Raw genomic sequence first — 24,449 nt, forward strand, 5'->3', positions numbered from 1 at the left:
GACAACAAGATCACGAAACACTAGCCTCCATGCCGCCGTCCTCCTCGTCGGGCCGGGTGACCTGGAGCAGGCGTAGCGCGAAGTCCGCGCGCATGCGGTCTTCGTGGCGGGCCAGGTCGAGCCCGGTGAGCTGCTTGATCTGCTCGAGGCGGTAACGCAGCGTCTTGTAGTGAACGAACAGCCGCTCGGCGGCGACCCGCTGCGAGCAGTCGGCGGCGAAGAACGCGCGCAGGGTCCGCACCAGGGCGCCGCCGTTGTCCCGGTCATAGGTGACCAGCGGGCCGGTCACCTCGTCGACGAAGGTCTGGAGATCCGGGTCGTCCCCGGAGCCGAGCAGCAACCGGACGATGCCGAGTTCCTCGTACAGGAACACGTTCTCACCGCCGAGCCGGCGCGCGGCCGACAACGCCGTCTTGGCCTCGTTGAGCGCGCTGGGCAGATCCACCACGTCGGCGTGTGCCCGGCTGACTCCCCAGGTGACCTGCAGCCGCGGCCACTGCCTGCGCATCGCCGCGGACAGCTCACTGACCAGGTCTTTGATCGCCGCGCGGTCTCCGCTGACGACGACGGCGGTGATGAGGTCGCCCCGCAGCGCGGACAGCGAAACGCCGCGGTACGCGTCCAGACCGCGCAGCTCGCGGAGGACTTCGCGCCGTAAGCGGTCGGTTTGCGAGGTGTCCCAGCCGTTTTCGGCCGCGATCTCCTCCAGATTGTCCAGGCGCCCGTAGACCACCCGGAGATCGCCCCGCAGCGTCACGTTGAGCTGTTTCGCGCGGGCACGGGCGGCGATCCGGTGCTCGACCGGCCCTTGGAGCAGGTCCCACAGGACTTGTTCCAGTTCCTCGGTGCGGGCCCGGCTCGCGGCGTGTTCCCGCAGCAACGTGAGCGAGCACGCCATCGCGACCTCGCCGGCGACGACGTCCATCATCTCCGCGGAGTGGTCCTCCGGGAGCAAAGCGACGGATCCGACCTGGTCGCCATCGGCGTAGATCGGTTGAAGCCACGCGGTGGCAGAGCCGCCGTCGGTCAGGGACACCGGGTGCCGGCCGGGCCGGGTCCTGGTGGACATGGCGGGCGGGAGCTTGCCGGCCATGGTCCGCCCGCCACATGACGCGATGAGGCTCCCCTCCGGGCCGTAGATGCCGATGCGGCAGCCGAGCTCGGTGGCGACGGTGCGCGCGATCGCGGGCAGACCGACGCCGGCCAGGACGGTCTCCAGCAGCTTCTGCTGCAGGTTCGACGAGCGCGCGAGCAGCGCGACCTGCTGCTCCAGGGCGTCCCGCGTCTCCTTCATCTGCGCGACCGCCGTCGCCTGCTGATCATGCAGGCGGGCGTTGTCGATCGCGATGGTCGCGAAATCGGCGAGCGTGACCATGCGACGTACGTGCTGCTCGGTGAACACCGACGGGCGGCGACGCCACACTTCGAGCACGCCGATCAACTCGCCGTGCAGCCGCAGGGGCACCGCGAGCGCCGAGAGGGTCTCCTCCTTCTCGGCGAGGAACATGAAGTCGTCGCTGATGGTCTCGTCTTCGAGGTAGTTGTCCACTTTGGCCGGTTCTCCGGTCAGGAAGACCAGCCCGGCGACGCCCTGGCCGCGGCACATCCGCAGGCGCGCGGTTTCGACGGCGCGATTGCCCACACACGAACGCATGGCGACCTGGTCGCCTTCGACCAGCAGGACACCACAGATGTCGGAGTCGAGCAGATGGAGCGTGCGGTCGGCGATGGACAGCAATACCTGGTCCAGATCACGCACGGTCAGCAGCTGACCGACCACGTCACGCAGCACCGCGGTTTCCTCCGCGGCCTGCTCGGCCCGCTCGCGGGCGCTGTCACGATCGAGCGCCATGGACACCCAACAGCAAGCGTGCTGGAGATGTCGCCGCACCGCGACCGGCGCCTCGATCTGATCCGACCACTGCACCTCGACGTGACCGGCGCGGACGCTGCTCGTGGCGGTGCTCGCGTCGCGCGAGGGGCCCACCAGCACGGTCACGCAAGGGGTGCGGTGGGTGAGCACTGTGGCGTCGGCTCCCAACGCGCGGGTGGCCGCGGCGGCCAGCTCTCTCGCCGCCCATATCCCGGTGTCCGGACTGCGCGACGGCAGCGCCTCGAGCTCGCCGGTGACGGTGGGCTCGGTGCGCGTCCGGTCCGCTGCGTGTGCTTGTGACGGCGTCATTGCCGCTCCTCCGGCGCTACAGCCTGATCAACGACTTCAGCGTACGGCGTTCGGCCATTCGCCGGTACGCTTCCGGCGCGTCGTCGAGCGCGACGGTCTCCGAGGCCACGACGGTCGGGTCCACCGCTCCTGAGCGAACCAGCCCGACGAGTTCGTCGCCGTGCCGCATGAGGTCCCCTATGACGAAACGCAGGCACAGTTCGTCCGCGAAAGCCCGGTCGGCGGGCACGGACCAGGCGCCGGTGTGCACCCCGGCCGACACGACCGTGCCACGCCGCCTGACCAGGCCGAACGCGGTGTCGAGGCCGATCCCGCCACCGATCGCGTCGACCACGACATCGGCACCGCGCCCGTCGGTGACCTGGTCGACCAGCCCGCGTGCGCGTTCCGGCACCGCCGTGAGCGCCCCTTCGCCGGCGGCGAGGTGCCGCCGCGATTCAACGGGCTCGACCAGAATCACCACACCGGCGCCGCAGGCCTGGGCAGCCAGGCTCGTCAGCTGGCCCACCGGTCCGCCGCCGATGACCGACACGGTGTCTCCGGGCCGCAGCTCCGCGCGCCGGATCGCCACGTGGGCGGTGGCGAGCGTGTCGCCGAGGAAGACGGCCGCGTCGAGGCTCACGTCCGCGGGTACCGGCCGCAGGACGGTGTCGGCGAAGGGCACCCGGACCAGTTCGGCCTGCGCACCGGGCAGGGGCGGGCCGAACGCCGACCCGGTGCCGAAGAACCGGCGTTCCGCGCATTCCCAGTGGTCTCCGCGACGGCACCACCAGCACGTTCCGCAGGCGGTGAAGTCGGCACCCACCACCCGATCGCCAACGCGGTGACCCTGCACGGCGTCCCCGAGGCCGACGATCTGTCCGGCGAACTCATGCCCCAGGACGAATCCCTCCGGGAGGTTCACCGGGTGGGCGACGGAGTGCAGGTCGGTCCCGCAGATCGCGGCACGCTCGACGCGGACGATCCCGTCCGTGGGCGCCTGCAGCACCGGTTCGGGCACGTCCGCGAGCCGGACCTGGCCCTGCCCCGCGAACACGACGGCCTTCATCACGAGGCCGCGGCGAGCTGCGACAGGCGTTCCTTGATCCGGTCGGCGGCCTGTCGCAGCACCTGTAGTTCATCCGGCCGCAGATCCAGCTCGACGATTTCCCGCACACCGCCACGGCCGAGCCGGGCGGGCAGCCCGAGGTAGACGTCGCGGATGCCGTAGCTGCCATCGGCGAGCACCGCGGCGGGCATGATCTGCCCACGGTCACGGGCCATCGCGAGCACCATGCCGGCCGCGGACGTGCCCGGCGCCATGAACGCGCTTCCGCTCCTGAGCAGCCCGACCACCTCCGCGCCCGACCCTCGGGCCCGATCGACGATCGCGTCGAGCGTGGTCTTCCCGATCAGCTCGGTCAGCGGCCGCCCGCCACTGCTCGCCTGGGACAGCGGAATGACCATCTCCTCGCCGTGGCTGCCCAGGGCGACCGCGCCGATGCGATCCGCGCGACCAGCACCGGCCAGCGAGGCGAGCGCCTGGAAGCGGGCGGTGTCCAGCACACCGGCCATCCCGACGACGCGCTCCGGCGGGAAGCCCGAGGCCTGCCAGGCGTGCTGGGTCATCTCGTCGAGCGGGTTGGTCACGACCACGATCACCGCATGCGGCGAGGTGCGCGCGACGCGGTGCGCGAGATCACCGACGATCGCCGCGTTGGTGCTGACCAGATCGGAGCGGCTCATCCCGGGCTGCCGGGCGCGACCCGCGGTGATCACGACGTAGTCGGCCGGACCGGCGTCCTCGACCGAACCGGTACCGCGGACCCGGGTGGCGAACCCGCCGAGGGCCGCGGTGTGGGTGAGGTCGAGCGCGACGCCGGCGGCGCGGCCCTCGTCGATATCGACCAGCACGAGCTCGTCGAAGAGGTCGGCGTCGGCCAGCCGGAGCGCGGTGATCATGCCGACGTGGCCGGCCCCGATCACGACCACCCGCCCGGCGGAGGTGTTCGCGCTGGGCAGCGGGGCACCGCGCCGGTAGAGCGCCCCCGAGGGCGGTCGCATACTCCGCACCGGCCCGCCGGGTGTTTCCGGACCGGCCTGCGGGCGCGGGGTCGCAGGTGCCGCCGCCGGAGCGGCAGGGGTCGATCCGGCGGCGACGATTTCGATACCCAGTTCGCGGGCGCGCTCCCTGGCCAGCGGGGTGACCAGGTCTTTCGGCTCGACCAGCAGGGTCTTCGCGTCGCCGGCGGCGTCGATGTCGCCTGCTCCCCAGACCTTCATCGCTTGTCCTCCCGTCCGTGCATGCCTGCCAGCGCGGCGACCGCCGCGTCCCGGGCGGTCTGCACCTCGCTTTCGGTGCCGGCGAGGAACATGCGCCCGAACCGGCCGACCGCGCGGAGTTCGATGACCGTGATGGTGGCTGCCTTCTCGGCTTCGTTGGCGGCGATGGAGATGTAGGCGGCCGGGGCGACCTCCATGACGAACAGGCTCTGCCCGGGCAGCAGCATGCTGCCCTTGCGCCACTTGTTGAGCAGCTGCGCCTGATAGGGGTGCACATTGGTGATGAACTGGGTGGAGGCGATGGTGGGCTTGATCCGGTCGGATTCGGTCATGCCCAGCTCGTCGAGGATCGCCTGTCCGGAGGCCAGTACCTCGGCCTGCTGCTCGGAGTGGATTTCCAGCAGCCCGAACTCGCGCTCGATGATCTGCAGGGCGGGGCGCACGCCGGCGGCCTTGAGCGCGATGTCGGCGGCGCGGAACACCTCGTTGCCCGGTGCCATCTCGAGGTAGAGCTCGGCCATGCCGGCGAGCGGGACGTCGCCAGGACTGGTCGCCGCGATGTGGGCCGCGCACTGCGGCTGCATCCGGTCGACGAAGGCGTAGGTGCGCAGGGTGGGTCCGCTCATGCCGCCGACCTCGCAATCCCCAGCGGGGTGATCAGCAGGGCATGCGGATACGTCATCACGGGCCTTTCCAGGTACTTGGCCAGCACGTCACCCGCACCGGCGATCATCAGGGCGCCGCCGGCGAGGTGCAGCGGGAGGTCCTCGGCGCCCACGGTCATGCGCCGCACCGACTCGGCGATGCGCTGCAGGCCGGGCACCAGGATCGGCAGCGCCTCCTCCTGCCGCTCCCGCTTGTGCACCTCGGCCTGCTCCGCACTGATCCCGAGCGCGCCCGCCAGCATCAGGTCGAGGTGATGGCCGCCGCCGGCCCGGTCGTCCAGGGCTTCCAGCCGACCGCCCCGGAACACGCCGACGCCCGTCGAGCCGCCACCGACGTCGACCACCACGCCGTCGACGACCTCCAGAGTCCGCTGCGCGGCGCTGACCTCGTCCACCAGTACGGCGTGGTCGAACCCGGCCGCCTCACACACGTAGGTGCAGGCGCGCGCGTCCTTGACCGGAATGCACGGCGGGTACGCCGTCGCCGTGGTACTCAGCGGGATGCCGAGGGTTTCCTCGGCGCGTTGTTTGAGCAGGCGCACCGTGTTGGTGGCGCGGGCGAAGTCGACCACCACCCCGTCCCGCAATGCGCCGGAAGGGTAGCTGTCGATCCAGACCGGCTGGTCCTGGCCATCGAGCACGACCAGCACACAGCTCGCTGTGCCCAGATCCACCCCGACGCGCAGCGCCGCGGAGTCGATCTCGCCGGGTGGATCCCCGATGCGCCGCGCCGCGAGCTCCAGCAGCTCGGCCGAGTTTCCGGTCAGCACAGGCATCACAGCTCCACCGGGTCGTACACCGTGCGCCAGGGCCGGACCTCGTGCGCGATGCGCTTGATGTTGATCAGATGCAGGGGGGTCACGTTGTCCGAGCAGATGGAACCGCTCCACGTGCCCGTGCCCAGCTGGAAGGACGGGTCCACCTCCGTGGAGTAGCCCATCCCGCCGAACAGCGCCGGTGTGTTGATCACGATCCGGCCCGCCCGGAGCGTGCCGAACAACGCGATCTCCCCGGGATCCCGCGCATGCACCGCGCAGGTGTGGCCTTCCCCGCCCAGCGCGAGGATTTCCCGGCATCGCTCCCGTCCCGCGGCGGCGTCACGGGCCCGGTAGACCGACAGCACCGGGCCGAGGATCTCCCGCGACAGCAGCACATCCGGCCCGACTGCGGCGAGCTCGGCGGCCAGCACCCTGGTCCCGGATGGGACGGTGAGGCCCGACAGCTCAGCCAGCCGGGGCGCGGATTGTCCGACCGCCGCGGGTCGCAGCCCGCCGCGCTCGTCGAACAGGACCCGGGCGAGCGCTTCCTGCTGTTGCGCGCTCAGCCAGTACGCGCCGCGGGCCTCGAACTCCCGCAGGAACGCCGGCGCCACGGACTCGGCGACGACCACCGACTGCTCGGCGACGCACGCCGTGCCGTTGTCGAACGACTTCGACGTGATGATCATTTCCGCGGCCTCGCCCGGGTCGGGCACACTTGCCCCGACATACGCAGGGACGTTGCCCGCGCCGACCGCGATCGTGGGCTTGCCGCTGGAGTACGCGGCGCGCACCACGCCCGGCCCGCCGGTCGCGAGCACGACCGCGATCTCGTCACGGCTCATCAGCTCCTGGGTGGCCGGCAGCGTGGGCGCGTCCAAACAGGACACCAGGCCCTCCGGGGCACCGGCGGACACGGCGGCCTCGGCCATGATCTCGGCGGCCCGCCGCGTGCAGCGCGCCGCGCGCGGATGGGGCGCGTGCACGATGGCGTTGCCGGACTTCACCGCGGCCAGGCTTTTGAACAGGGTCGTCGAGGTGGGGTTGGTGACCGGGATGATGCCCGCGATCACTCCCATCGGCGCGCCGACCGCGGTCACCCGCGACTGCTCGTCCACCCACAGCACGCCCACCGCGCGCCGTTCGAGCATCCAGCGCGCGACGAACCCGGTGTTGTACCGGTTCTTGTGGATCTTGTGCTCGTACACCCCGTAGCCGGTCTCGTCGACGGCCAGCCGGGCGAGTTCCTCGGCGGCCTTCGTCCCGGCCAGCGCCATCGCACGGACATACCGGTCCAGGGTCTCCTGGTCGGTCCCTTCCAGCCGATCGAACGCCTGGCGGGCGGCACGGGCCTTCGCCCGCACGTCGGCCAGCCCCGCCAGATCGGCATCCAGCGTCGCGGTCATGACCTACCTCAAGCCTTGGGGCGCGTCAGGATCGCCAGGATCCCCTCGGTCTCCTCGTGCGGCCTCGGGATCACGTGCACCGACACGACTTCGCCCGCCTTGTCCGCCGCGACCGCGCCCGCGTCGGTCGCGGCCTTCACCGCACCGACGTCACCGCGCACCATGACCGTGACGAGCCCGCCACCGATCTCCCGGTGGCCCAGAATCTGCACGTTGGCCGCCTTCACCATCGCGTCGGCCGCCTCGATCGCACCGACCAGCCCCTTCGTCTCGATCAGGCCGAGCGCGCCGCGCAGCGCGGGTGCCCCGCTGGCGCCACCGGACGTCGTAGCCATGCTGTTCCTCCTGGTTTCCGTATTCACTGCCGTCACGCCTTCTGATACGTGACGTTTCCTTTGTGGATGATCGAATCGACGATGCCGACAACCGCGCGGTCGGCCGGCACCTCGGCGCCCGCCGCGACGCGCGCCGCGCCCCCTCGCGCGACGAGCACGACCTCGCCGGTACCGGCCCCGATGAGGTCCATCGCGACGTAGACCGCTCCCCCCGGCTGCTCGCAATCGGCATCCACGGCGTCCCGCACCAGCAGCAGCGTGTGGCGTTCGAGCCCGGCCGCTTTCACGGTCGAGACGACCTGACCGAGCACCGTGGCGAGCTGCATGCCCGGTCACCTCCGTTGGTCGGGTGATGGCGCGATCCGAGCACGCCATCGATGAGGTGGACGGTAGGAGACGCCCGGGGCCGCGGCGCTATCCTCACGGGACAACGTGATCCAGGCTCGCTGTCCTTCCGTTCCCTGGCCGCCCGCCCTGAGATCGGCGAGGCTGCTCGTGATACTGGACAACACTGTCCCCGAGCAGACGAGGCCTGGAGGGTTCACCGGTGATCCGTCCCGAAGACGCGCAATTCCACCCCCCGACCAGCGACGACCCGCTGTGGGCCGAGACGAACTACTTCGGTCTCTACGCGGGTCAGGACACCGGGACCCCGGTCAACATCGGTGTCTACGGGCTGTTCCGGGAACCGCTCGGCATCGCCGGTTCCACCGTGTCCGTCAACGGCAAGCGCGTGACCACGCCCTGGGCTGCCGACTACTGGGACGCGTGGGAGCATCTCCCGCTGCCCCGGCCCGGCGACCTCCTGCACTACGACCTGGCGAACGGCTTACGCGTGGCATGCAAGGAGCCGAACCGCATCTGGGACGTCGATTTCGTCGACGAAGAGGCCGGGATGGAGCTGCGCTTCCGGTTCACCGCGCTGATGGAGCCTTACGACATCAACGATCCCGGCCAGGACCCGCTGGCCGCCGGCCGTGACCTCGACCTCACCTGGGGGCACGCCTACGCCGGGCACTTCGACCTCACCGGCAGGATCGAAGGTGAACTGTCCCTTCGTGGCAGGCACCTGCCGATCGACTGTGTGTCCACTATGGACCACAGCTGGGGTGTCCGCGCCGAGCGGCAGACCTCGCGACTGTGCTGGCTGCACGCGCACTTCTCCCCCGAGTTCGCCATCCACGGCCTGTTCGACTTCACCACGGAGAACGGGCCGGACGCACCCAGCCCGCTCAGCCTCACCCACGGATACGTGCTCGAGCAAGGCAAGGTCCGCGGGCTCAAGGCCGGCGGCGGCACCTCATGGCGGTCCGGGTTCTACCCCGAACGCGTCGAACTGCGGGTCACCGACACCGACGACGTGACGTGGGACCTGCACGGGGCGGCGCTGACCACCTTCCCCTGGCAGGCCTGGCCCGGCACCGTCGGCCACAACTGCCTGCACAGGTGGTCCTGCGACGGGCAGACCGGGTACGGCGAGATCATGGACTTCATCGGCCTCGGCGAACTCGGCGCCGCCTACAACCGGGCTTGAGCGCATGAGCGACCAGAAACCCCCGGCGCGCGCGGTCATCTTCGACCTGGACGGCACCCTCGTCCAGACCCGCGTCGCGTCCTGGGAGATCTTCTCCCGGATCAACGACCGGTTCGGCCTCGGCGTCGACAGCCGGGACAAGTACTTCGACCTCTTTCAGGGCAACGTCTTCGCCTCGATCCGGAAGCTGTGCCGCGACGAACAGCAGGCGGCCGCGGTGTCCGAGGCGTTTCTGTCGCTGCTGCGCGAGGACTACACGCCGGCGCTGGTGCCCGGCGTGGCCGAGGTCGTGCGGACCCTCGCCGGGCACTGCACGCTGGCGGTGATGTCGTCCAACGCGATGCAGGTGTTGCGCCGCGTCCTGGCAGGCAACGGCCTGGCCTACTGTTTCGCCCACGTCTTCGGCGGCGACGTGACGCCGGACAAACGCACCGCGATCGCGACGTTCCTCGCGGACAGCGGCAACGGTTTCGGACGCCGCTGCGCGGCGGACTACGACGAGAGCGGACACGTCCGCACCCCGGACCGCGACAGCACGGTCCTGGTCACCGACACCGCCGGCGACGTGCGTGACGCGCTCGATGCCGGGATCAGGGTGGTGGGCGTGGCCTGGGGCATGCACGGCGTCGGCGAACTCACGGCCGCCGGCGCCGAGTTCGTGGCGCTGTGGCCTCAGGAACTGCCGGCCTATCTCCTCGGCGACGCGGCCGCGGCCGGCCCTGTCGGGGCCTGCGCCGTTACTCCCGCCGCGCCGGACACCTGCGACTGCGGGTGCGGCGGCAACTGCTCCGAAGCGGCCGTCGCGCCACGGCGCGCCCGGCGCCGAGCGGCGGTCGGCACGCTGGTGGCGGCCATGCCCACCGAACAGGATCCCGGCCCGGCGCCGGAACTGCTCGATGCCATCACCCGCATCTGCGGGTAATGGGGCTCGACGCCGAAAACGGCGGCCCACCGGAAGCGGAACCGGTGGGCCGCCGAGGTCTTCACTGCCGCGGTAAACCCGCCTTGGCGAGTGCGAGCACGAGCGGCCGGGTTTCGTCCGCGTCGACGGCGAAGCGCCGGAATCCCTTGCCGTGCAGGCCCGTGACCAGTTCCTCGGACACCGCGCCGGACAGCCGGATGCCGACCGGGCAGTGGCCGGCCTGTTCCACGCTGCGGCTGAGCGCGTGCTCAAGCGACGGGTCCACAGTGGACCGTGGATCCGTCGTGAGCAGGCCCCGCTTGACATAGCTGTCGAGCGGTTCCGCGGTCAGCAGCTGGCGGGCCGGAATGCCGAACATGGCGGCCTGAAGGACGCGCATTTCCAGCCAGATCCGGTTGCTGGCGTCCGCGATGCCGCGGAAGTTCGCCAGCGCGCGCGGGCTGGTCAGATAAGCGCCGACGGTCAGTCCCGAACCCGCGGGCGGGCGCAGTCCGTGCAGGGCCGCAGCCTCGGCCGGATCCGAGATATGGCGCACCGCCAGGTGCACGCTCGTCGCGCCACCGGCGTCCTTGATCGCCCGGCGCAGCCCGGCGATCTGGGCTTCGATGAGTTCGGGAATCCCGAGCGGCACGCCCAGCGACGGGTACCGCGTGGTCAGCGCGGTCTGCTGCATGAGCTCGCGGGACTCGTCCGAGACGAAGTCGATCGCCCGGACACCGAACTCGATGTCCCCGGCTTCGCGCAGCAGGGGCGTGACCTCCGTCGCGACCGCGTCGGCGACCGGCTCCAGGTGCGGCGCGCCGGCGTCGCGGCTGTCCATCAGCACCTGCACCAGGCGATCGAGGTGCCCGGAAGCGGCTAGCACGTCGTCCAGTGCCGTGACCAGGCCGGTTGCCCCGGCCGACAGCGCGCGGGGAACATCGGCGGGCAGCGTGACCTTGCTGAAGACCGTGCAGTCCGCCGCCAGATCGCCCGCGACCGACATCAGCGACGCCAGCGCTTCTCCGGTCTCGGCCGGGGCGGCGGTCGCGAACGAGCCGGTGAACACCTCGCCGGAGGACCCGTCGACCGAGACGTGGTCGCCTTCCCGGAGCGTCTGACCGTCGGCGACGACGGTGCGCGCGGCGAGATCGACTTTCAGCGCCGAAGCACCAACCACGCATACCGTGCCCAATGCCCGTGCCACGACCGCGGCATGGCTGGTCGAACCGCCGGTGGCGGTCACGATTCCTCGTGCCGCGATCATCCCGTGCAGGTCCGCCGGGCTGGTCACCGGACGTGCGAGCACCACGTCGTGTCCGGCCTCGGCCAGTTCCTTCGCGCGGTCGGAGTCCAGCACCAGCTCGCCGCTCACCTGCCCGGGGCACGCTCCGATGCCGGTCGTCAGCACACGCCCGCCGGCGCGCGCACGCTCGACCTCGGACGTGTCGAAGCCCGGACGCTGGACCTGCCGCACGTGGTCGACAGCGACATGGTGAAGAACCTTCCGCGGCGGCACGACGCCCTCGGTGAGGAAGTCCGACGCGATCCGCACCGCGGCGTCCGGCGTGCGTTTCGCGCTGCGGACCTGGAGCAGATAGAGCGTCGAGCGCTCGACCGTGAACTCGATGTCGAGCACGTCCCCGATTTCCCGTTCCAGCGCGCCGGCGGTCTGTTCGAGCTCGGTCAGCACGGGCGATGGCAATGCCTCGCGGACCGGGTCCGGGGTCCTCGTGCCGGCGACCACGTCCTCGCCTTGGCTGTGTGCGAGGTACTCGCCGAAGAGGCCGGGCTCACCCGTGGCGGGATCCCGGGTGAACACCACTCCGGAACCGGAGTCGTCGCTGACGTTGCCGAACACCATCGACTGCACGACCACGGCGGTACCGAGGTCGTGCGGGATCTTGTGGAACTCCCGGTAGGTTCGCGCGCGGCTGGTGTTCCACGACCCGAAGACCGCCCGCACCGCGCCCGCCAGCTGCGCACGCGGGTCCTCGGGCACCTGCTCGCCTGTGTCGTCCAGCAGCCGGCGCGCGCACTCGGACCAGACGCGATCGAAGGTCTGTCCAGGGTCGTCGCCCGGACGGGCCGACGCGACCTCGTCCAGCGGTTCATCGTCGCCGAGCGCGCCGAGCACGATCTCGCCGTACATCGAATGAAACCGGGCCACCAGGTCGGCCATGAACCGGGTGTCGCCGGTGGCGGTGGCGAGGGCGACCGCCGACTCCCGGCTCAACCCGAGGTTCAGCACCGTGTCCATCATGCCGGGCATGGAAACCGGCGCGCCGGAGCGCACCGACAGCAGCAGCGGGTACGGCCCGCGGCCGAAGGACTTGCCCGTCCGGATCTCGAGCCCGGCCAGCCTGCCCGAGATCTCGTCGAGCAGACCGGCAGGCACGGTCTCCGACTTCAGGTACTGCCGGCAGGCTTCCGTGGACACGATGAACCCGGGTGGAACGCGCAGCCCGCGCTGCGTCATCCGCGCCAGTCCAGCGCCCTTCCCGCCGAGCTGGCCGACCGCCTGCGGGTCGGCCTCGTCGAAGGTCAGGGTGAACAGGCTGCCCGCCATGCCGTCGTTCCCGTCGCTCATTCGGTGCGTTCCCGGCCCAGGGTGCGGAGCAGGTCCTCGTGGAACTCGAACCAGATGTTGTGGATCGAGTCCGCGGTCGGTGAGGACACGAGGTCGTGCTGCCCGCCGTCGACCGCCCGCGAGCTGGCCAGGAACCGGTGCTGGTAGGTGAGGAACCGGCGATCGTGCTCGGCGAGCGCGGTCAGCAGCGGCTGCAGCTGCTGGATGAGCCTGCCCAGCCGGAAGATCACCTTGTCGTCGTAGGCGGAATCGCGGTGGTTGTTGGTGATCTTGCGCCCGCCGACCTCGATCAGCTGCCAGGCGGACATCGCCTTGAGGAACTGGGCATTGACCTTGTCGAACCGATCGACCAGCGAGGCGATGAGCGGATCCTGCCGCACGCCCGCGTAGAACCGGCTCGCCGCTTCGGCGAGAGCCGGTTCCGCTTCGTCCGAGGGCAGGGCCGCCCCGTCGGCCAGGTATACGAGACCGGTTTCGGCGAGCCGGGCGAGCGCCGCGTCGGCGTCCGCGGTGTCGCGACCGCACACGCGGGCGATCACCGGCACGGACGCCATCTTCTTCAGCGCGACGACATTGAGGACGTCGTAGTCGGGTTTGGCGAGAGTGGCCACAGTCATAACTGTCCTTCTCCAGGGTCCGGGCGGCCGCGCACCGGCCGCCCGGACCGGTGTTCGCAGGGGCGGGCGCGGCTACAGCCAGCGATACTTCGAACGGCGCCGGTCCGCACCGTCGGGGAAGGGCAGGTAGCCGGCACCGGAGAAGATCTTGCTGGGCACCGTTTCCTGCGCGAAACCGCGTTTGGTGATGTCGTAGTAGTAGTTGGCCACCCGCTGGTCGATCTCCCACAGGTCGTAGTCGCGGCAGGCCTTCTCGTACGTGCCGGCGAGCCGCAGGTGGGGCAGGATCATGTCGATGTAGTAGACGTACTGGCCGTTCCAGATCAGATCCCGGCGGCACATCTTGGACGTCTTCGCGTAGAGCTTGAGCGTCGCGTTCTGCACCCGCGTCATGTGCTCGCCCAGATCGGCGATCTTGATCGGGTAGACCTCGCCCATCGGCGTGTTCCACTTCTCACGGGCGAACACCGCGCCACCCACGATCGCTTCGATGTAGTTCTTCGGGCGGGTGAAGGTGGTGGAGATGTCGTTGACGCGGATCTCCTGCAGGCCCATCTTCTCCGGGTCGATCGTCAGGGCGAGCGTGTAGCAGTGGGGCAGTTTCTCGTCGTCGCAGACGTCGCTCCAGTGGAAGACCTCCTCGTTGACGAACAGGTCCCGCAGGATGAGCAGCCGCCCGTCGGGGAGCTCGTAGGGCCCGGTGTCGCCGAGGCCCAGCCGGCAGTCGTAGTGGTCGAGGAACGACAGCAGCTCGGCCGCCGCGTTGAACTGCGTGAAGGCCCCGTGCGCGGGGCCGCCCGCCTCCAGCGGCTCGATCTGCGCGGTGATCTGCTCGAGGAAATCGGCCTCGTGGATGCGGCAGCGATACCTGTCCTGCGAGTTGAGGATGTAGCCGTCCTGCCGCTTGCCCCACAGCACGCGCTGCATGAACTTCAGGATCTCGTTGGACTCCTCGATGTACTCGTCCGGTTTGATGGCCTCCAAGGCCAGCAGACCGCAACGACCCATCCCGAAGCCCACCGCGCCGATACACCAGTCGTGCACCGCGTTGACCTTCGTCCCGATCTCACGCCGCGCGGTCGCCCCGATGTCCATGATCCCCTGCGCGCCGACCTCGTCGGTGGTCATCCGCAGGAGCTCCGGCCACCGGTAGAACTCGTGCATGAACGCCAGAATCTCGTATTCCTGACGCGGAATCATGCCCGAGACGCCTTCGGTGGCGCGCATGACGAGCACATCCCAGATGTTCCACGCCAGGTAGTTGTTGAGGTCGTTGAGCTCGTCGATCGTGAACTGCTCCCGCAGCACATCCTCTTTGGACACTCGCTCGAGGACCTTGCTCTTCGCCCTGGCGCGCATCATCTTGTCGCCGAGGATCCCGTCGGTCACGGGTTCCAGATCCACGAAGTTGCCGGTGTAGGTCAGTTCCTGGAAGCGCAGCCCGTCGTCGGCCTGCTCGTAGCGCTGCTTGTAGGTGGTCTTGCTGTCACCGGTGATCGTCATCGATGCTCCTGTCGGTGAAGAGGCGAAACTGGCTCGGTGAAGGGATCAGTCCGCGACCACGCGGCCGATCTCGTGGTCGGTACAGTCCAGCCGGACCCGCCGCCCGTCCAGCTCCTTCGCGATCTCCTCGAAATGCGCCTCGTCGGTGTCGCCCACGACGTACCGGGACTCGCTGGCGGTCAGGTGCGCCGTCATCACGCACGGCGTCTGGAACTCACGGGAAAGGATGCCCAGATGGGACTCCGGGGCTCCGGACATGGTGATCACGCCGATCGCGCCCATGCTCAGCGCCGGAGCGAGAAACGTCGTGGTACCGCCACGAACGAGCAGGATGTGCTCCTTGAGGTTGCCGGACTGGATCAGCTGGATGACATCCGACGGCGACGACAGGTATTTGACCGTCCCGCTCGGTGACTTCGCGGTGTCGAAGACGTTGTAGCCCTCGGCCAGGACCTCGCCCATTCGTTCCTCCTTGAACTGATGGTGGTGGTGTCGCCCCCGTCACAGTGCCGCCCGGCGCAATCGCCGCCGATGGCACACGTGGACAAAACTCGCCCTGGCGGATGTCCGTACGGGACAAACAGCAGTACACGCGCTCGACGGTAGGCGCGCGACGGCGTTCGCGCCCCCGCCCATTCGGGTGGGCCGCGCCGCCTCACTCCCCCTGCCCCTGGGCAAGCACGGACTCGCGCGGTAGGGCGTCAGTCCGGCGCACCCTCGCCGTAGGCGACGACCGACAGGAACCGGATCGGGAGGCGGATGAGTTCCTGGGGGCCGTGGACGCCTTCCCCGTCGAGTTGGAGTGCGTCGCCGGGGCGCATCGTGTAGCCGGCGTCGCCGTGGGCGTAGACCATCTCGCCTTCGAGCATGAACAGCAGTTCCGTCCCCGGATGCTGGAAGAGCGGGAACTCCTCGCTGCGCTCGGTCAGCGTGACCAGATGCGCTTCCATCCGCTTGTGCGGCCCCCGCAACGCGCCCAGGAGCGTGTAGTCGTGCCCGACGCGGGTGCCCCGCTGCACGGTGCGCGCACCGGCGCCGGCCGGGGTGTAGACCGCTTCGCGTGGCGTGTCCGCGCCGCGGAACAGCGACGTCACGGGCACCTCGAAGGTGTCGGCGAGCCGGTCGAGCGTGGTGAGGCTGCACGAGATCGACGCGCCCGCTCCGGCATACGGGTGCGGGCTGCGCAGCAGCGCACCCTCGGCGAACCGCGACCACCGGAAGTCGGTTTCCGGGACATGCGGGTCCGAACTGCGCCCGTCCACCACCAGATCCGCGATCCCCGCCGCGGACGCGAAGGACCTGCCGGGGACGGCCGAAACCGTGGGCACCAGCTTCTACCTGAACGCATCCTGGTGGGCGGACAACTACAAGGCCGTCTCGACCAGGTTCCAGGGCTGGCTCACCTCATGAGCCGCGCCACGCCACGGTGATCGCGTGCGCTGATCAGCGGAACCCCATCCAGACACAAGGTCCGGCGCCCGCCGCCAGCGGCGCGCAGTTCCACCCCCGCGTCGCGGGATAACGGAACCGGCTCGGATCGCCGGGGTGGTGTTCACTGTAGCTACCGCCGATTTCCTCGAACAGCACCTCGATGAGTTCCCCGTCGTCGTTCCTGACCTCGATGCGCTGCGTCGACGGCTGATACGGCTCGCGGCGGTCTATTATTCCTTGTCGCGGCAGGTTGAGACCCATGGTCATCTCCATCAGGACGCTCTACCAAGAAGATAGCCCGTTACGACGGACCAGGCACCACGCGCAGCGCGGAACCTGGTCCGTCTTCGCCGGGATTCAGAAAATCCCGCCGAGCAGGCCTCCCAGTCCCTTGACGATCCCACCGGAGCCCGGCAGAACCGACTCGGCCACGCCGGCGCCGATGTTGAGCAGGTCGCCGAGGCCGAAGTCGGCCTCAACGCCGTTCGTGCCCTTGCCGCCGGCCGTCCCGGCCCGGTCGACGGGAGCGGCCTGCATCGGGAGGCTCAGGCCCGGTCGCCGCATTCCCTGATCATTCATCGTCTTTTCTCCTTTGTCGTAGATCGCGGCTCACGTTCATTTCGGATCAGTGCTGTGCCGTGCTCGTCAGAACAGGTCGCCCAACCAGCTCCCGACCTGTTTGACGATCGGCGGGCCCAGCGTGGTGGCGGCCAAACCCAGCAGGGCATCGTCAATCCCGAACAAGTCCGCCTCGACGCCACCGCCGGCCGGCCCGGCGGCGCCGGGTGCTCTGTTCACCGGTGCCGCCTGCAGCGGAAGGCTCAGCGCTTGGCGCCTGCCCGCGACATGTGTTCCAGGTGCGGAGGTCATCCGTTTTCATCTCCATTCCAGATCCGGCGGGACGCTAACTGTTGAGCCAGTCCTTGGCGTATTGCCAGGCGTAGGCGCCGGGTGCCTCGATCCAGTCGCCTATCGGCAACCCCCACAGGTCGGCCTCCACGCCGGTACCGAACGACGCCACCGCCTCGCCGCGGGCGATCGGCGCGGCTTGCGCCGGCACCTGCAGCGCCACGCCCGTCGTGGCGTTCCCTTTCCTGGTCGTGGTCACTTCCTGCACTCCTTTCGTCGTGTCGATCGGCTAGTGTCGTGTGATCCTGTCCGGTTTACGTTGCCGTGTTTGCCCGTAGGGTCGGTGGGTTTGTCCGCTGCGGTGTCGAGTTGGCAGGTCCGGTCGCTGACTGTGCCCCCGGCGACAGCGGCCGGCCAACTCGATAACGCCCCGAGCCAACTCAGCGACGCCAAGGGCCAACTCAGTACCCTGGCAAACAAACACACCCGCGCAAAGACAACAAGATCACGAAACACTAGACGGAGATCCCGTAGTTGGTCGCGTAACACATTTGCCTCGCGAGCCCTTTCAGCCCGCTACACGCCGACTGATCCGCTTCCACGCCAGGGCCGATGTCCGACTGCGCGGGAAGCGCCCGGTCGCGGTGGACGGGCAGCGCCTGCGGGGGCAAGGTCAGGGCCGAACGCGGCAATCGCGCGCGTGTCGATGGAGTATCCATGGGCTTCCGTTCCTCTCCGCCACGGTGACCGCTAAATGCCACCGAGGAAGCGGTGTGCTGGTGCCAGGCTGACCGGCAGGTCGTCGCTGACATCGATGGTGAACAGGTAAGAAACCTTCGCCCGCCGGTCGTTTTCCGGGTCGAAGAAGGTCACGACGACGTCCCAGCAATCGGAGTCGATGCGGTCGTAAGGGCTCTTCGTGACGGTGATCGTGTCCAGCGTGTAAAGGTTCTCGCCGTCGGCGGTGCGCCGGGGGACGTAGTTGCCCGACAGCATCCCGGACCTGATCTCCTGGGTCACCATGAACGCGTTGGTTCCGGCGTAGTTGAGGGCCCGGTCCGCCGGAAGCTGACCGAGGTTGCGGAACTGGTAATAGATCTTGTCCAGGAACGCGCGGACGTTCTGCTCGAGCATCGCGTCGTCGATCGTGCCTTCCATGCCCCTGGTTCTGGCGTCCCGCTTGACCTCGCCCGTGGCGGCCCTCACCAGTGCGGGCTCGTTCCACGTGTGGATGCCGCGGCTCTTGACCTCCACCACGGGGACGATCTGGCCGGAGAACAACCGCACGGTGCGGTTCGTCAGCCGGCCGGGGATCGATACGCGGGAGATGAACCCGTCGTCTTCGATCGGTAACGCCTGGCCGACGATCGCGTCGCGGAATGTCCGGTACACGTGCGAGACCGGGAGGTAGGCCGGCGGGGAGCCGAGCAGCCGTTTCAGGTCGTCGCCGCCGGCGTCGACGGCCTTGTCCACCTGCTCCTGCCATCCGGCGCCGGTGCCGACCTCGCCCCAGTCCATCCCGACCGGCATTTCCGCTTCGAGGGCGTAGAGCGGTGTGCGGTCCATGTTCAGCGTCCAGGTCACCTTGTCGGACGCCCACGGGTTGCCCGCGAGATACCTGGCCAGCTGGTTGGCGTCGTACGGGTTGGCCGGACCGGTGGTGTAGGTGCCGTCCTCGGCCGGCAACTCCGGGCGGTCCATCTGCTGCCGGAAACTGTCCCGGCGAGCCTCGGTCCGGTAGTCGAACCCGATCGTGCCGATCGCGTAGACGAGTTGAGGCTTGCCGGAATCGCCGCAGTCGCAGGACGCGCGGACACCGCCGGTGGCCGCGGGCGCCCGCGACGAGAGCGGAGCCGCTGGACTCGAAACCCGCTCCGGCGGTGGGTCGTCCGCCTGCTGGGCGACGGGCACACCGAGCTGGTCCGGGTCGCCGGCGGCGGTGACGCTCGCGCCCTCGGCGTCCGCGGCCGCTCTCTCCGGCTGCTGTTCCGCGGTTGCTTCGGCCGGTGGGACTGGAGTGGTGTCGGTATTGGTCACGGCCGTGTTCCTTCCCCTTGTGACGTGGTCGTATGCCCGGGCGACGGCCAAGTCGCCCACAAGATGCCGCTCGCACTCGGGAGATTTCGCCGGGTCGCATGGCGTGGCGGCATCCAGCAGCAGCCTGCCGATCTTCGCCGGATCGGGTTTCTGTCCATGGCGAAGCTCCGACGCCAGCAGCAACGCCGCGATGCCCGACACGACCGGGGTCGCGAAGCTGCTGCCGGTGAGGGCACGGACTCCACCACCCGGAACCGCGCCGAGCATCCCCGCGCCCGGGGCGAGGATGCCGTTCCTCAGGTAGGCCTGCCCCCAGTTGCTGGCCTCGAGCGGCTCACCGTTCTCGCCGGCCGCGCCGACGGCCAGGACCGAGGGCACGGCGGCCGGCACCTGAACGCACTCGCACCCGTCGTTGCCCGTGGCGGCGACGACGAGGACACCGTTGTCTTCGCATTGCCGCAGTGCTCGCGCCAGCAGGCTGTCCGCCTGGCCATCGGGGGTGCGCTCGCCACCACTGATGTTGATGACGTGCGCGCCTTCCTGCAGCGCACGTTCGATCGCCCTGGCCAGATCCAGCTGGGACGCTCTCGTGTCCTCGACGTCGGCACCGTCCCGGAAGACGGGCAGGACGAGACCCCGGCAGCGGGGGGCGAGGCCTTCCTGCGGCGAGCCCGGCTGACCGAACAGCAAGCTCGTGACGTGCGTGCCGTGCACCGACATCGGCCCGCCGCCGGCCGGCTCCCGCACCAACGTGTCGATTCGCGTGAGGTCGGCGCCGTCGAAGCAGGGATGGCTCAGATCCGCGGGACCGTCGATCACCGCGATGCACACGTCGGCGTCGCCGAGCAGGAGGTCCCCGGGAACCGGGAGCCCCGCCAGGACCGACCGGACGTACATCACCGCATCTCCCCTTTTCCGCGGCGGCTCGATCGCCGTTGGCCGAGCCCGTGATTCGCTCGCCCAGTTTCGGGTTCGCCCGTGGCGGTTCCGTAGGAGCCGGCGTCTTCGGACCGTCGTGCTGACATCGCGGAATCGTCTCGGCACAGTCACCACCACGCCGCAGCCACGGGACCGGCGCCAGCCCAGCAAGAACCTTGACGCCAAAGGGATATTTCGGTAACGCACCGGTGACGGAAAGCGACTCATCAGAAGATGTTCGCGGCATCCGCCGCCGACGGATTGGTGACGTCCGAGGGGCATCATTTCACGTCAGTGGTCCTGACAGGCCGACAGCATCCGGGAGCCGACATGACAGCTTCGGGCAACGGCGTACACCTGGCGCTCCTGGGAGGTTTCCGTCTCACCCACCTCGGCGGTGCGGTCGCGCTTTCCCTGGGCGCGCAACGTTTGCTGGCGTTGCTGGCCCTGCACGACGACGTCCATCGCGCGGCGGCGGCCGAGCAGTTGTGGCCGGACAGTTCGTCGTCGCGCGCCGCGGCGAATCTTCGGTCGGCCCTCTGGCGAGGCCGCCGGGTGGGGGCCGTACCGGTGATCGACTGTGCCGGTCCGCGCCTGCGGCTCTCGCCGGCCGCGTGCGTGGATGTCCGCGAGGTTCGTGAGCACGTCCGCCAGACCATCGACACGGAACGGCCGCCGGACAGTCACGATATCGAGTCACTGCTCGACGGCCTGGGCCGCGATCTCCTGCCGGGGTGGTCGGAGGACTGGCTGGTGCTGGAGCGCGAGCGCTGGAACCAGATTCGCCTGCATGCGCTCGAAACGCTGGCGCAACGCCTGATGGCGGCCGGGCACTACCTGGCCGCGATGCAGACCGCGCTCGCCGCGATCGCCATCGAGCCGCTGCGGGAGACCCCGCACCGCACCGTCATGGAGATCCACGTCGCCGAAGGCAACCGGGCCAGCGCGATCATGAAGTACCAGAGCTACCGGGTTCTCCTCCAGCGAGAACTCGGGGTCGCGCCGTCGTCGAAGATGATCGCCTTGGCTCGCGGCCTGCTGCCCGGCTAAGATCGGGCACCCTGGGTATGGCCGAGACGTCACCGCAGATGTGGTGATGACGATGAGGTGCCACGGTTTGCATCATGGTCCGACCACCGGAGGCGGCAGCGTTCCTCGTCCGCGCGTGGTACGAGGACGGTCAGCTTCGTGCGCGAATCACTTACCTGGTGGAACCCGGTTCCGGGCCTCATGCCCAGGTCACCACGGCCGACCCGGCCGAAGTGCACCGGCACCTGGCCGAGTGGCTGCACGCGGCCGGGCGAGCCACGGACGACCACGACCGGTAGCCGGGCGGCCCGAAGGATGTCGTCAACCGAGCTTCCGCAGTGTTCCGGTCGCGGTCTGCCTTCCGTGGCGGTCCCGCACGGTCGTGGCGACCGAGTCGCCGTCGGGCACCGCTCGGGCCACCAGGCCCTGGTGGTCGAACAGCGGCGAGATCAGCCGATACTCGAAGCTGCCGCCGCCATAGCCCTGCGCGCGGGCCGCCTCGGCCATCGCGACGGCCTGCAACGGCCCGTGCGTGACGAGCCCGGGATAGCCCTCGGCTTCGCGGGCGTAATCGCGGTCGTAGTGGATGCGATGTCCGTTGTAGGTCAACGCGGAGAAGCGGAACAGCAGCGTCGGCGACACCTCGAGCGGCCACTCGTCGTCCGCGGGCGGGACCACTGGGCCGTCGTCGCGCTGGGCGCTCGGCCCTGTCGCGGCTTCGCGGTAGACGATGTCCTGCTCCTCGGCGACCACGACCTGCCCGGACTGCTCGATCTCGTGCCCGACCACGACGAAGGTCAGCGACCCGGACCGGCCGTGTTTCTCCTGCACGGACAGGACTTTCGTACGTTTGGTAGCCGGTTCCCCGCACCGCAACGCGCCGGGTGCGCGCACCCGGCCGCCCGCCCACATCCGCCGCCGCCCCGGCGCGGGCGGGGCGGGCACCGTATTCGCCATCGGATGGCCGTCGGGGCCCAGATCGCCCTGCGCGGGCCGGTCCAGCAGGTAGATCCAGTGCCACAGCAGGGGCAACCCGGCACGCCCGAGATCCGGGACCGGCACACCCAGGAGCGCACCGAGCGCGTGCGCCGGCTCCGGGACCAGGAACTCCGTCCGCGTCACGACCTCCGTCACGCCTTCCTCCCGCCGAACTCGGCTCGAATCGCATCGGTGTGCTGGCCGAGCGCGGGCACCGCGCCCATCACGGGTTCCCGGCCTTCGACCTCGACCGGCGGCAGCAGCGCGTGCATGGCACCGCCGGGAGTGCCGATCGCGCGCCACCGGTCACGCGCGAGCAACTGCGGGTGGCTGGTGAACTGCTCGGGAGTGCGCAGCCGCGCGTTCGCTATCCCCGCGCGATCGAGCAGTGTGATGACCTGCTCTGCGTCGAACTCCGCGAACGCCTCCTCCAGGATCGCGGTCAGTCCCTCCCGGTGCGCCACCCGGTCGACGTTCGTGCTGAACCGGGGATCCCGCGCCAGCTCCGGGTTTCCCAGTACGCCGCACAGGGCAGTCCATTCGCGATCGTTCTGCACCCCGAGGAACACCTCACCGTCTCCGGTCCGATGTGGACCGTACGGCGCGATGGACGGATGCCGCGCGCCGGTGCGCCGCGGCGGTTCCTGGCCGTAGCGGGAAAAGTAGGCGGGCTGGCTCATCCACTCCCCCAGTGCGTCGATCATCGCCACGCGCAGGCCGGCACCCTTGCCCGTGCGCTCCCGCTCGTACAGCGCGGTGAGAATCCCGCTGTAGGCATACATTCCGGTGGCGATGTCGGCGATCGAGATCCCCGCCTTCGCCGGCGCCTCGGGCGTCCCGGTCGACATCACGAGCCCGGTTTCGCACTGCACCAGCAGGTCGTAGGCCTTCTTCGACTCGTACGGGCCGCCGGGCCCGTAGCCGGAGATCGAACAGTGGATCAGCTGCGGCCGCCGCGCCCGCAGCGTCACGGCGTCGAGCCCGAGCCGTTCGGCCGCCCCCGGCGCGAGGTTCTGCACGAACACGTCCGCGCGCTCGATCAGCGCGTCCAGCAGCTCCCGATCGTTCTTGATGTCGAGCTCGACACTTTCCTTGCCGCGGTTGAGCCATACGAAGTAGCTGGACTGCCCGCGCACCGTCCGGTCGTAACCGCGGGCGAAGTCCCCGGCACCGGGCCGTTCGACCTTGATGACCCGGGCCCCGAGATCGGCCAGCTGACGGGTCGCGAACGGCGCGGCGACGGCGTGTTCCACCGCGACCACGGTGATCCCCTCGAGTGGCCTACTCATGCCCGGTTCCGCTGGATGAGCTGGCGCACGATGACGTTGCGCTGGATCTCGTTCGTGCCTTCTCCGACGATCATCAGCGGCGCGTCCCGGAAATACCGCTCCACATCGAACTCGGTGGAGTAGCCGTAGCCGCCGTGGATCCGCACCGCGTTGAGCGCGACCTCCATCGCCGTCTCCGACGCGAACAGCTTCGCCATCCCGGCCTCCAGGTCCACCCGCTCGCCCGAGTCGTAGCGGCGCGCGGCGTAGTGCACGAGCTGGCGGGCGGCTTCGAGTTTCGTGGCCATGTCCGCCAGATAGTTGCCGATCGACTGGTGCTGCCAGATGGGTTTGCCGAAACTCTCGCGCTCCTGCGCGTACCGCAACGCGTCCTCCAGCGCCGCCCGGCCCACCCCGAGCGCGCGGCACGCGACCTGGATCCGGCCGATCTCCAGCCCGCGCATCATCTGCGCGAACCCCTGCCCCTCCTCGCCGCCGAGCAGCGCCGAGGCCGGGACGTGGCAGTCGCCGAAGGACAGCTCGCAGCTCTCGACGCCTTTGTACCCGAGCTTCGGCAGATCGCGCGACACGTGGAAACCCCGGCCCTTCTCCACGAGCAGGATGCTCACCCCCTTGTGCGCCGGGCTCGCCCCGGGATCGGTCTTGCACAGCAGGGCCACCAGCTGCGAGCGGCGCGCGTTCGTGATCCACGTCTTCGACCCGTTGATCACATACCGCTGTCCCTCGCGGCGGGCGGTCGTGCGCATCGCCTGCAGGTCCGAACCGCCGCCGGGTTCGGTCAGCGCCATGGCCGCGCGGATCTCGCCCGTCGCCATCTTCGGCAGATAGGTGTCCTTCTGCTCCTGCGTGCCGTGGCTGACCAGGAGTTTCGACACCACCGTATGCCCGCCCATCGCCCCGGCCAGGCTCATCCAGCCGCGCGCCAGCTCCTCGGTGACGGCCGCGTAGCACTGCGCGGACACCTGTGTCTCGCCCCAGGGCCCGGGGATCGCGAGGCCGAAGACGCCCATTTCCTTCATCTGCTCGATGAGCTTCTCCGGATACGTGTCGGCCTGCTCCAGCTCGCGCACGACCGGCCGGACCTCCCGGTCGACGAACTCGCCCACCAGGGACACGATCTCGGCCTCGGTTCCGGTGAGCCCGTCTATCCCGCGATTCCTCTCCA

Annotated in this window: 25 protein-coding genes; 4 read left to right on the forward strand and 21 right to left on the reverse strand. The window is 69.6% G+C overall.

Going from position 1 to position 24,449, the window contains the following annotated elements; translation table 11 throughout:
• Nucleotides 1-10: 10 nt before the first annotated feature.
• The 8 genes from FG385_RS13655 to FG385_RS13690 are packed head-to-tail and all read right to left on the reverse strand — an operon-like array spanning nucleotide 11 to nucleotide 7,934.
• Entirely contained in the window at nucleotides 11-2,182 is a 2,172-nt protein-coding gene (locus FG385_RS13655; protein WP_139097081.1) for a helix-turn-helix domain-containing protein, read from the reverse strand.
• A 16-nt stretch (nucleotides 2,183-2,198) separates the two neighbouring features.
• On the reverse strand, nucleotides 2,199-3,230 hold the full coding sequence (locus FG385_RS13660) for an alcohol dehydrogenase catalytic domain-containing protein (RefSeq protein ID WP_139097082.1): 1,032 nt from the start codon (nucleotides 3,228-3,230) through the stop codon (nucleotides 2,199-2,201).
• Nucleotides 3,230-4,444 carry a malate dehydrogenase gene (locus tag FG385_RS13665; RefSeq protein ID WP_139097083.1) on the reverse strand — a complete coding sequence of 405 codons (1,215 nt, stop codon included), beginning with the start codon at nucleotides 4,442-4,444 and terminating at the stop codon, nucleotides 3,230-3,232. The genes FG385_RS13660 and FG385_RS13665 overlap by 1 nt, the downstream gene beginning before the upstream one ends.
• The gene (locus tag FG385_RS13670) at nucleotides 4,441-5,070 is read right to left on the reverse strand and encodes a BMC domain-containing protein (protein ID WP_139097084.1); all 630 of its coding nucleotides are present in this window, start codon (nucleotides 5,068-5,070) and stop codon (nucleotides 4,441-4,443) included. The genes FG385_RS13665 and FG385_RS13670 overlap by 4 nt, the downstream gene beginning before the upstream one ends.
• On the reverse strand, nucleotides 5,067-5,885 hold the full coding sequence (eutJ, locus tag FG385_RS13675; protein WP_139097085.1) for an ethanolamine utilization protein EutJ: 819 nt from the start codon (nucleotides 5,883-5,885) through the stop codon (nucleotides 5,067-5,069). The genes FG385_RS13670 and eutJ overlap by 4 nt, the downstream gene beginning before the upstream one ends.
• Nucleotides 5,885-7,273 carry an aldehyde dehydrogenase family protein gene (locus FG385_RS13680; protein ID WP_139097086.1) on the reverse strand — a complete coding sequence of 463 codons (1,389 nt, stop codon included), beginning with the start codon at nucleotides 7,271-7,273 and terminating at the stop codon, nucleotides 5,885-5,887. Before FG385_RS13680 ends, eutJ begins: the two co-directional genes overlap by 1 nt.
• Nucleotides 7,274-7,281: 8 nt before the next feature.
• Nucleotides 7,282-7,608: a BMC domain-containing protein gene (locus FG385_RS13685; protein WP_139097087.1), complete on the reverse strand. Its 327-nt coding sequence runs from the start codon at nucleotides 7,606-7,608 to the stop codon at nucleotides 7,282-7,284.
• 32 nt (nucleotides 7,609-7,640) lie between these two features.
• Nucleotides 7,641-7,934, reverse strand: coding sequence for a EutN/CcmL family microcompartment protein (locus FG385_RS13690; RefSeq protein WP_139097088.1), 294 nt, complete (start codon nucleotides 7,932-7,934; stop codon nucleotides 7,641-7,643).
• 221 nt (nucleotides 7,935-8,155) lie between these two features.
• On the opposite strand from FG385_RS13690, the gene FG385_RS13695 reads away from it, so the two are divergent.
• Nucleotides 8,156-9,142, forward strand: coding sequence for a DUF7064 domain-containing protein (locus FG385_RS13695; RefSeq protein ID WP_139097089.1), 987 nt, complete (start codon nucleotides 8,156-8,158; stop codon nucleotides 9,140-9,142).
• A 4-nt stretch (nucleotides 9,143-9,146) separates the two neighbouring features.
• Nucleotides 9,147-10,064: an HAD family hydrolase gene (locus FG385_RS13700; protein ID WP_139097090.1), complete on the forward strand. Its 918-nt coding sequence runs from the start codon at nucleotides 9,147-9,149 to the stop codon at nucleotides 10,062-10,064.
• A 61-nt stretch (nucleotides 10,065-10,125) separates the two neighbouring features.
• Here FG385_RS13700 and FG385_RS13705 read toward each other — a convergent pair whose 3' ends face one another.
• From FG385_RS13705 to FG385_RS13745, 10 genes are all read right to left on the reverse strand, one after another.
• Nucleotides 10,126-12,633: a pyruvate, phosphate dikinase gene (locus FG385_RS13705; protein WP_235022555.1), complete on the reverse strand. Its 2,508-nt coding sequence runs from the start codon at nucleotides 12,631-12,633 to the stop codon at nucleotides 10,126-10,128.
• Nucleotides 12,630-13,250, reverse strand: coding sequence for a hypothetical protein (locus tag FG385_RS13710; protein ID WP_139097091.1), 621 nt, complete (start codon nucleotides 13,248-13,250; stop codon nucleotides 12,630-12,632). Before FG385_RS13710 ends, FG385_RS13705 begins: the two co-directional genes overlap by 4 nt.
• A 72-nt stretch (nucleotides 13,251-13,322) precedes the next feature.
• Entirely contained in the window at nucleotides 13,323-14,753 is a 1,431-nt protein-coding gene (locus tag FG385_RS13715) for a hypothetical protein (RefSeq protein WP_139097092.1), read from the reverse strand.
• Between the two features lie 45 nt (nucleotides 14,754-14,798).
• Entirely contained in the window at nucleotides 14,799-15,215 is a 417-nt protein-coding gene (locus tag FG385_RS13720) for a PEP-utilizing enzyme (protein WP_139097093.1), read from the reverse strand.
• Between the two features lie 239 nt (nucleotides 15,216-15,454).
• Nucleotides 15,455-16,081: a cupin domain-containing protein gene (locus FG385_RS13725; RefSeq protein ID WP_235022556.1), complete on the reverse strand. Its 627-nt coding sequence runs from the start codon at nucleotides 16,079-16,081 to the stop codon at nucleotides 15,455-15,457.
• A gap of 115 nt (nucleotides 16,082-16,196) precedes the next feature.
• Nucleotides 16,197-16,445: a hypothetical protein gene (locus FG385_RS13730; protein ID WP_139097094.1), complete on the reverse strand. Its 249-nt coding sequence runs from the start codon at nucleotides 16,443-16,445 to the stop codon at nucleotides 16,197-16,199.
• Nucleotides 16,446-16,541: 96 nt separating this feature from the next.
• Nucleotides 16,542-16,763 (reverse strand): hypothetical protein, encoded by a 222-nt coding sequence (locus FG385_RS13735; protein WP_139097095.1) that lies wholly within the window; start codon nucleotides 16,761-16,763, stop codon nucleotides 16,542-16,544.
• 66 nt (nucleotides 16,764-16,829) lie between these two features.
• Entirely contained in the window at nucleotides 16,830-16,982 is a 153-nt protein-coding gene (locus FG385_RS33900) for a hypothetical protein (protein WP_160148786.1), read from the reverse strand.
• Between the two features lie 106 nt (nucleotides 16,983-17,088).
• Nucleotides 17,089-17,292, reverse strand: a complete 204-nt coding sequence (locus tag FG385_RS13740) for a hypothetical protein (protein WP_139097096.1) — start codon at nucleotides 17,290-17,292, stop codon at nucleotides 17,089-17,091.
• Nucleotides 17,293-17,783: 491 nt separating this feature from the next.
• On the reverse strand, nucleotides 17,784-19,967 hold the full coding sequence (locus FG385_RS13745; RefSeq protein WP_235022573.1) for a cyanobactin maturation protease PatG family protein: 2,184 nt from the start codon (nucleotides 19,965-19,967) through the stop codon (nucleotides 17,784-17,786).
• Between the two features lie 351 nt (nucleotides 19,968-20,318).
• Here FG385_RS13745 and FG385_RS13750 point away from each other — a divergent pair, with 351 nt between their 5' ends.
• Together FG385_RS13750 and FG385_RS13755 are read left to right on the forward strand one after the other, a co-directional pair.
• Nucleotides 20,319-21,038, forward strand: coding sequence for an AfsR/SARP family transcriptional regulator (locus FG385_RS13750; protein ID WP_160148788.1), 720 nt, complete (start codon nucleotides 20,319-20,321; stop codon nucleotides 21,036-21,038).
• A 74-nt stretch (nucleotides 21,039-21,112) separates the two neighbouring features.
• Nucleotides 21,113-21,316, forward strand: a complete 204-nt coding sequence (locus FG385_RS13755; protein ID WP_139097099.1) for a hypothetical protein — start codon at nucleotides 21,113-21,115, stop codon at nucleotides 21,314-21,316.
• Nucleotides 21,317-21,338: 22 nt separating this feature from the next.
• Here FG385_RS13755 and FG385_RS13760 read toward each other — a convergent pair whose 3' ends face one another.
• From FG385_RS13760 to FG385_RS13770, 3 genes are read right to left on the reverse strand one after another with little or no spacing between them, the layout of a single operon-like run.
• Nucleotides 21,339-22,151: an FAS1-like dehydratase domain-containing protein gene (locus tag FG385_RS13760; protein WP_139097100.1), complete on the reverse strand. Its 813-nt coding sequence runs from the start codon at nucleotides 22,149-22,151 to the stop codon at nucleotides 21,339-21,341.
• Entirely contained in the window at nucleotides 22,148-23,284 is a 1,137-nt protein-coding gene (locus FG385_RS13765; RefSeq protein ID WP_139097101.1) for a CaiB/BaiF CoA transferase family protein, read from the reverse strand. Before FG385_RS13765 ends, FG385_RS13760 begins: the two co-directional genes overlap by 4 nt.
• Nucleotides 23,281-24,432 carry an acyl-CoA dehydrogenase family protein gene (locus FG385_RS13770; RefSeq protein WP_139097248.1) on the reverse strand — a complete coding sequence of 384 codons (1,152 nt, stop codon included), beginning with the start codon at nucleotides 24,430-24,432 and terminating at the stop codon, nucleotides 23,281-23,283. Before FG385_RS13770 ends, FG385_RS13765 begins: the two co-directional genes overlap by 4 nt.
• Between the last annotated feature and the right edge of the window lie 17 nt (nucleotides 24,433-24,449).

Source organism: Amycolatopsis alkalitolerans, from assembly GCF_006152065.1.
GTDB classification, from domain to species: Bacteria; Actinomycetota; Actinomycetes; order Mycobacteriales; family Pseudonocardiaceae; genus Amycolatopsis_E; species Amycolatopsis_E alkalitolerans.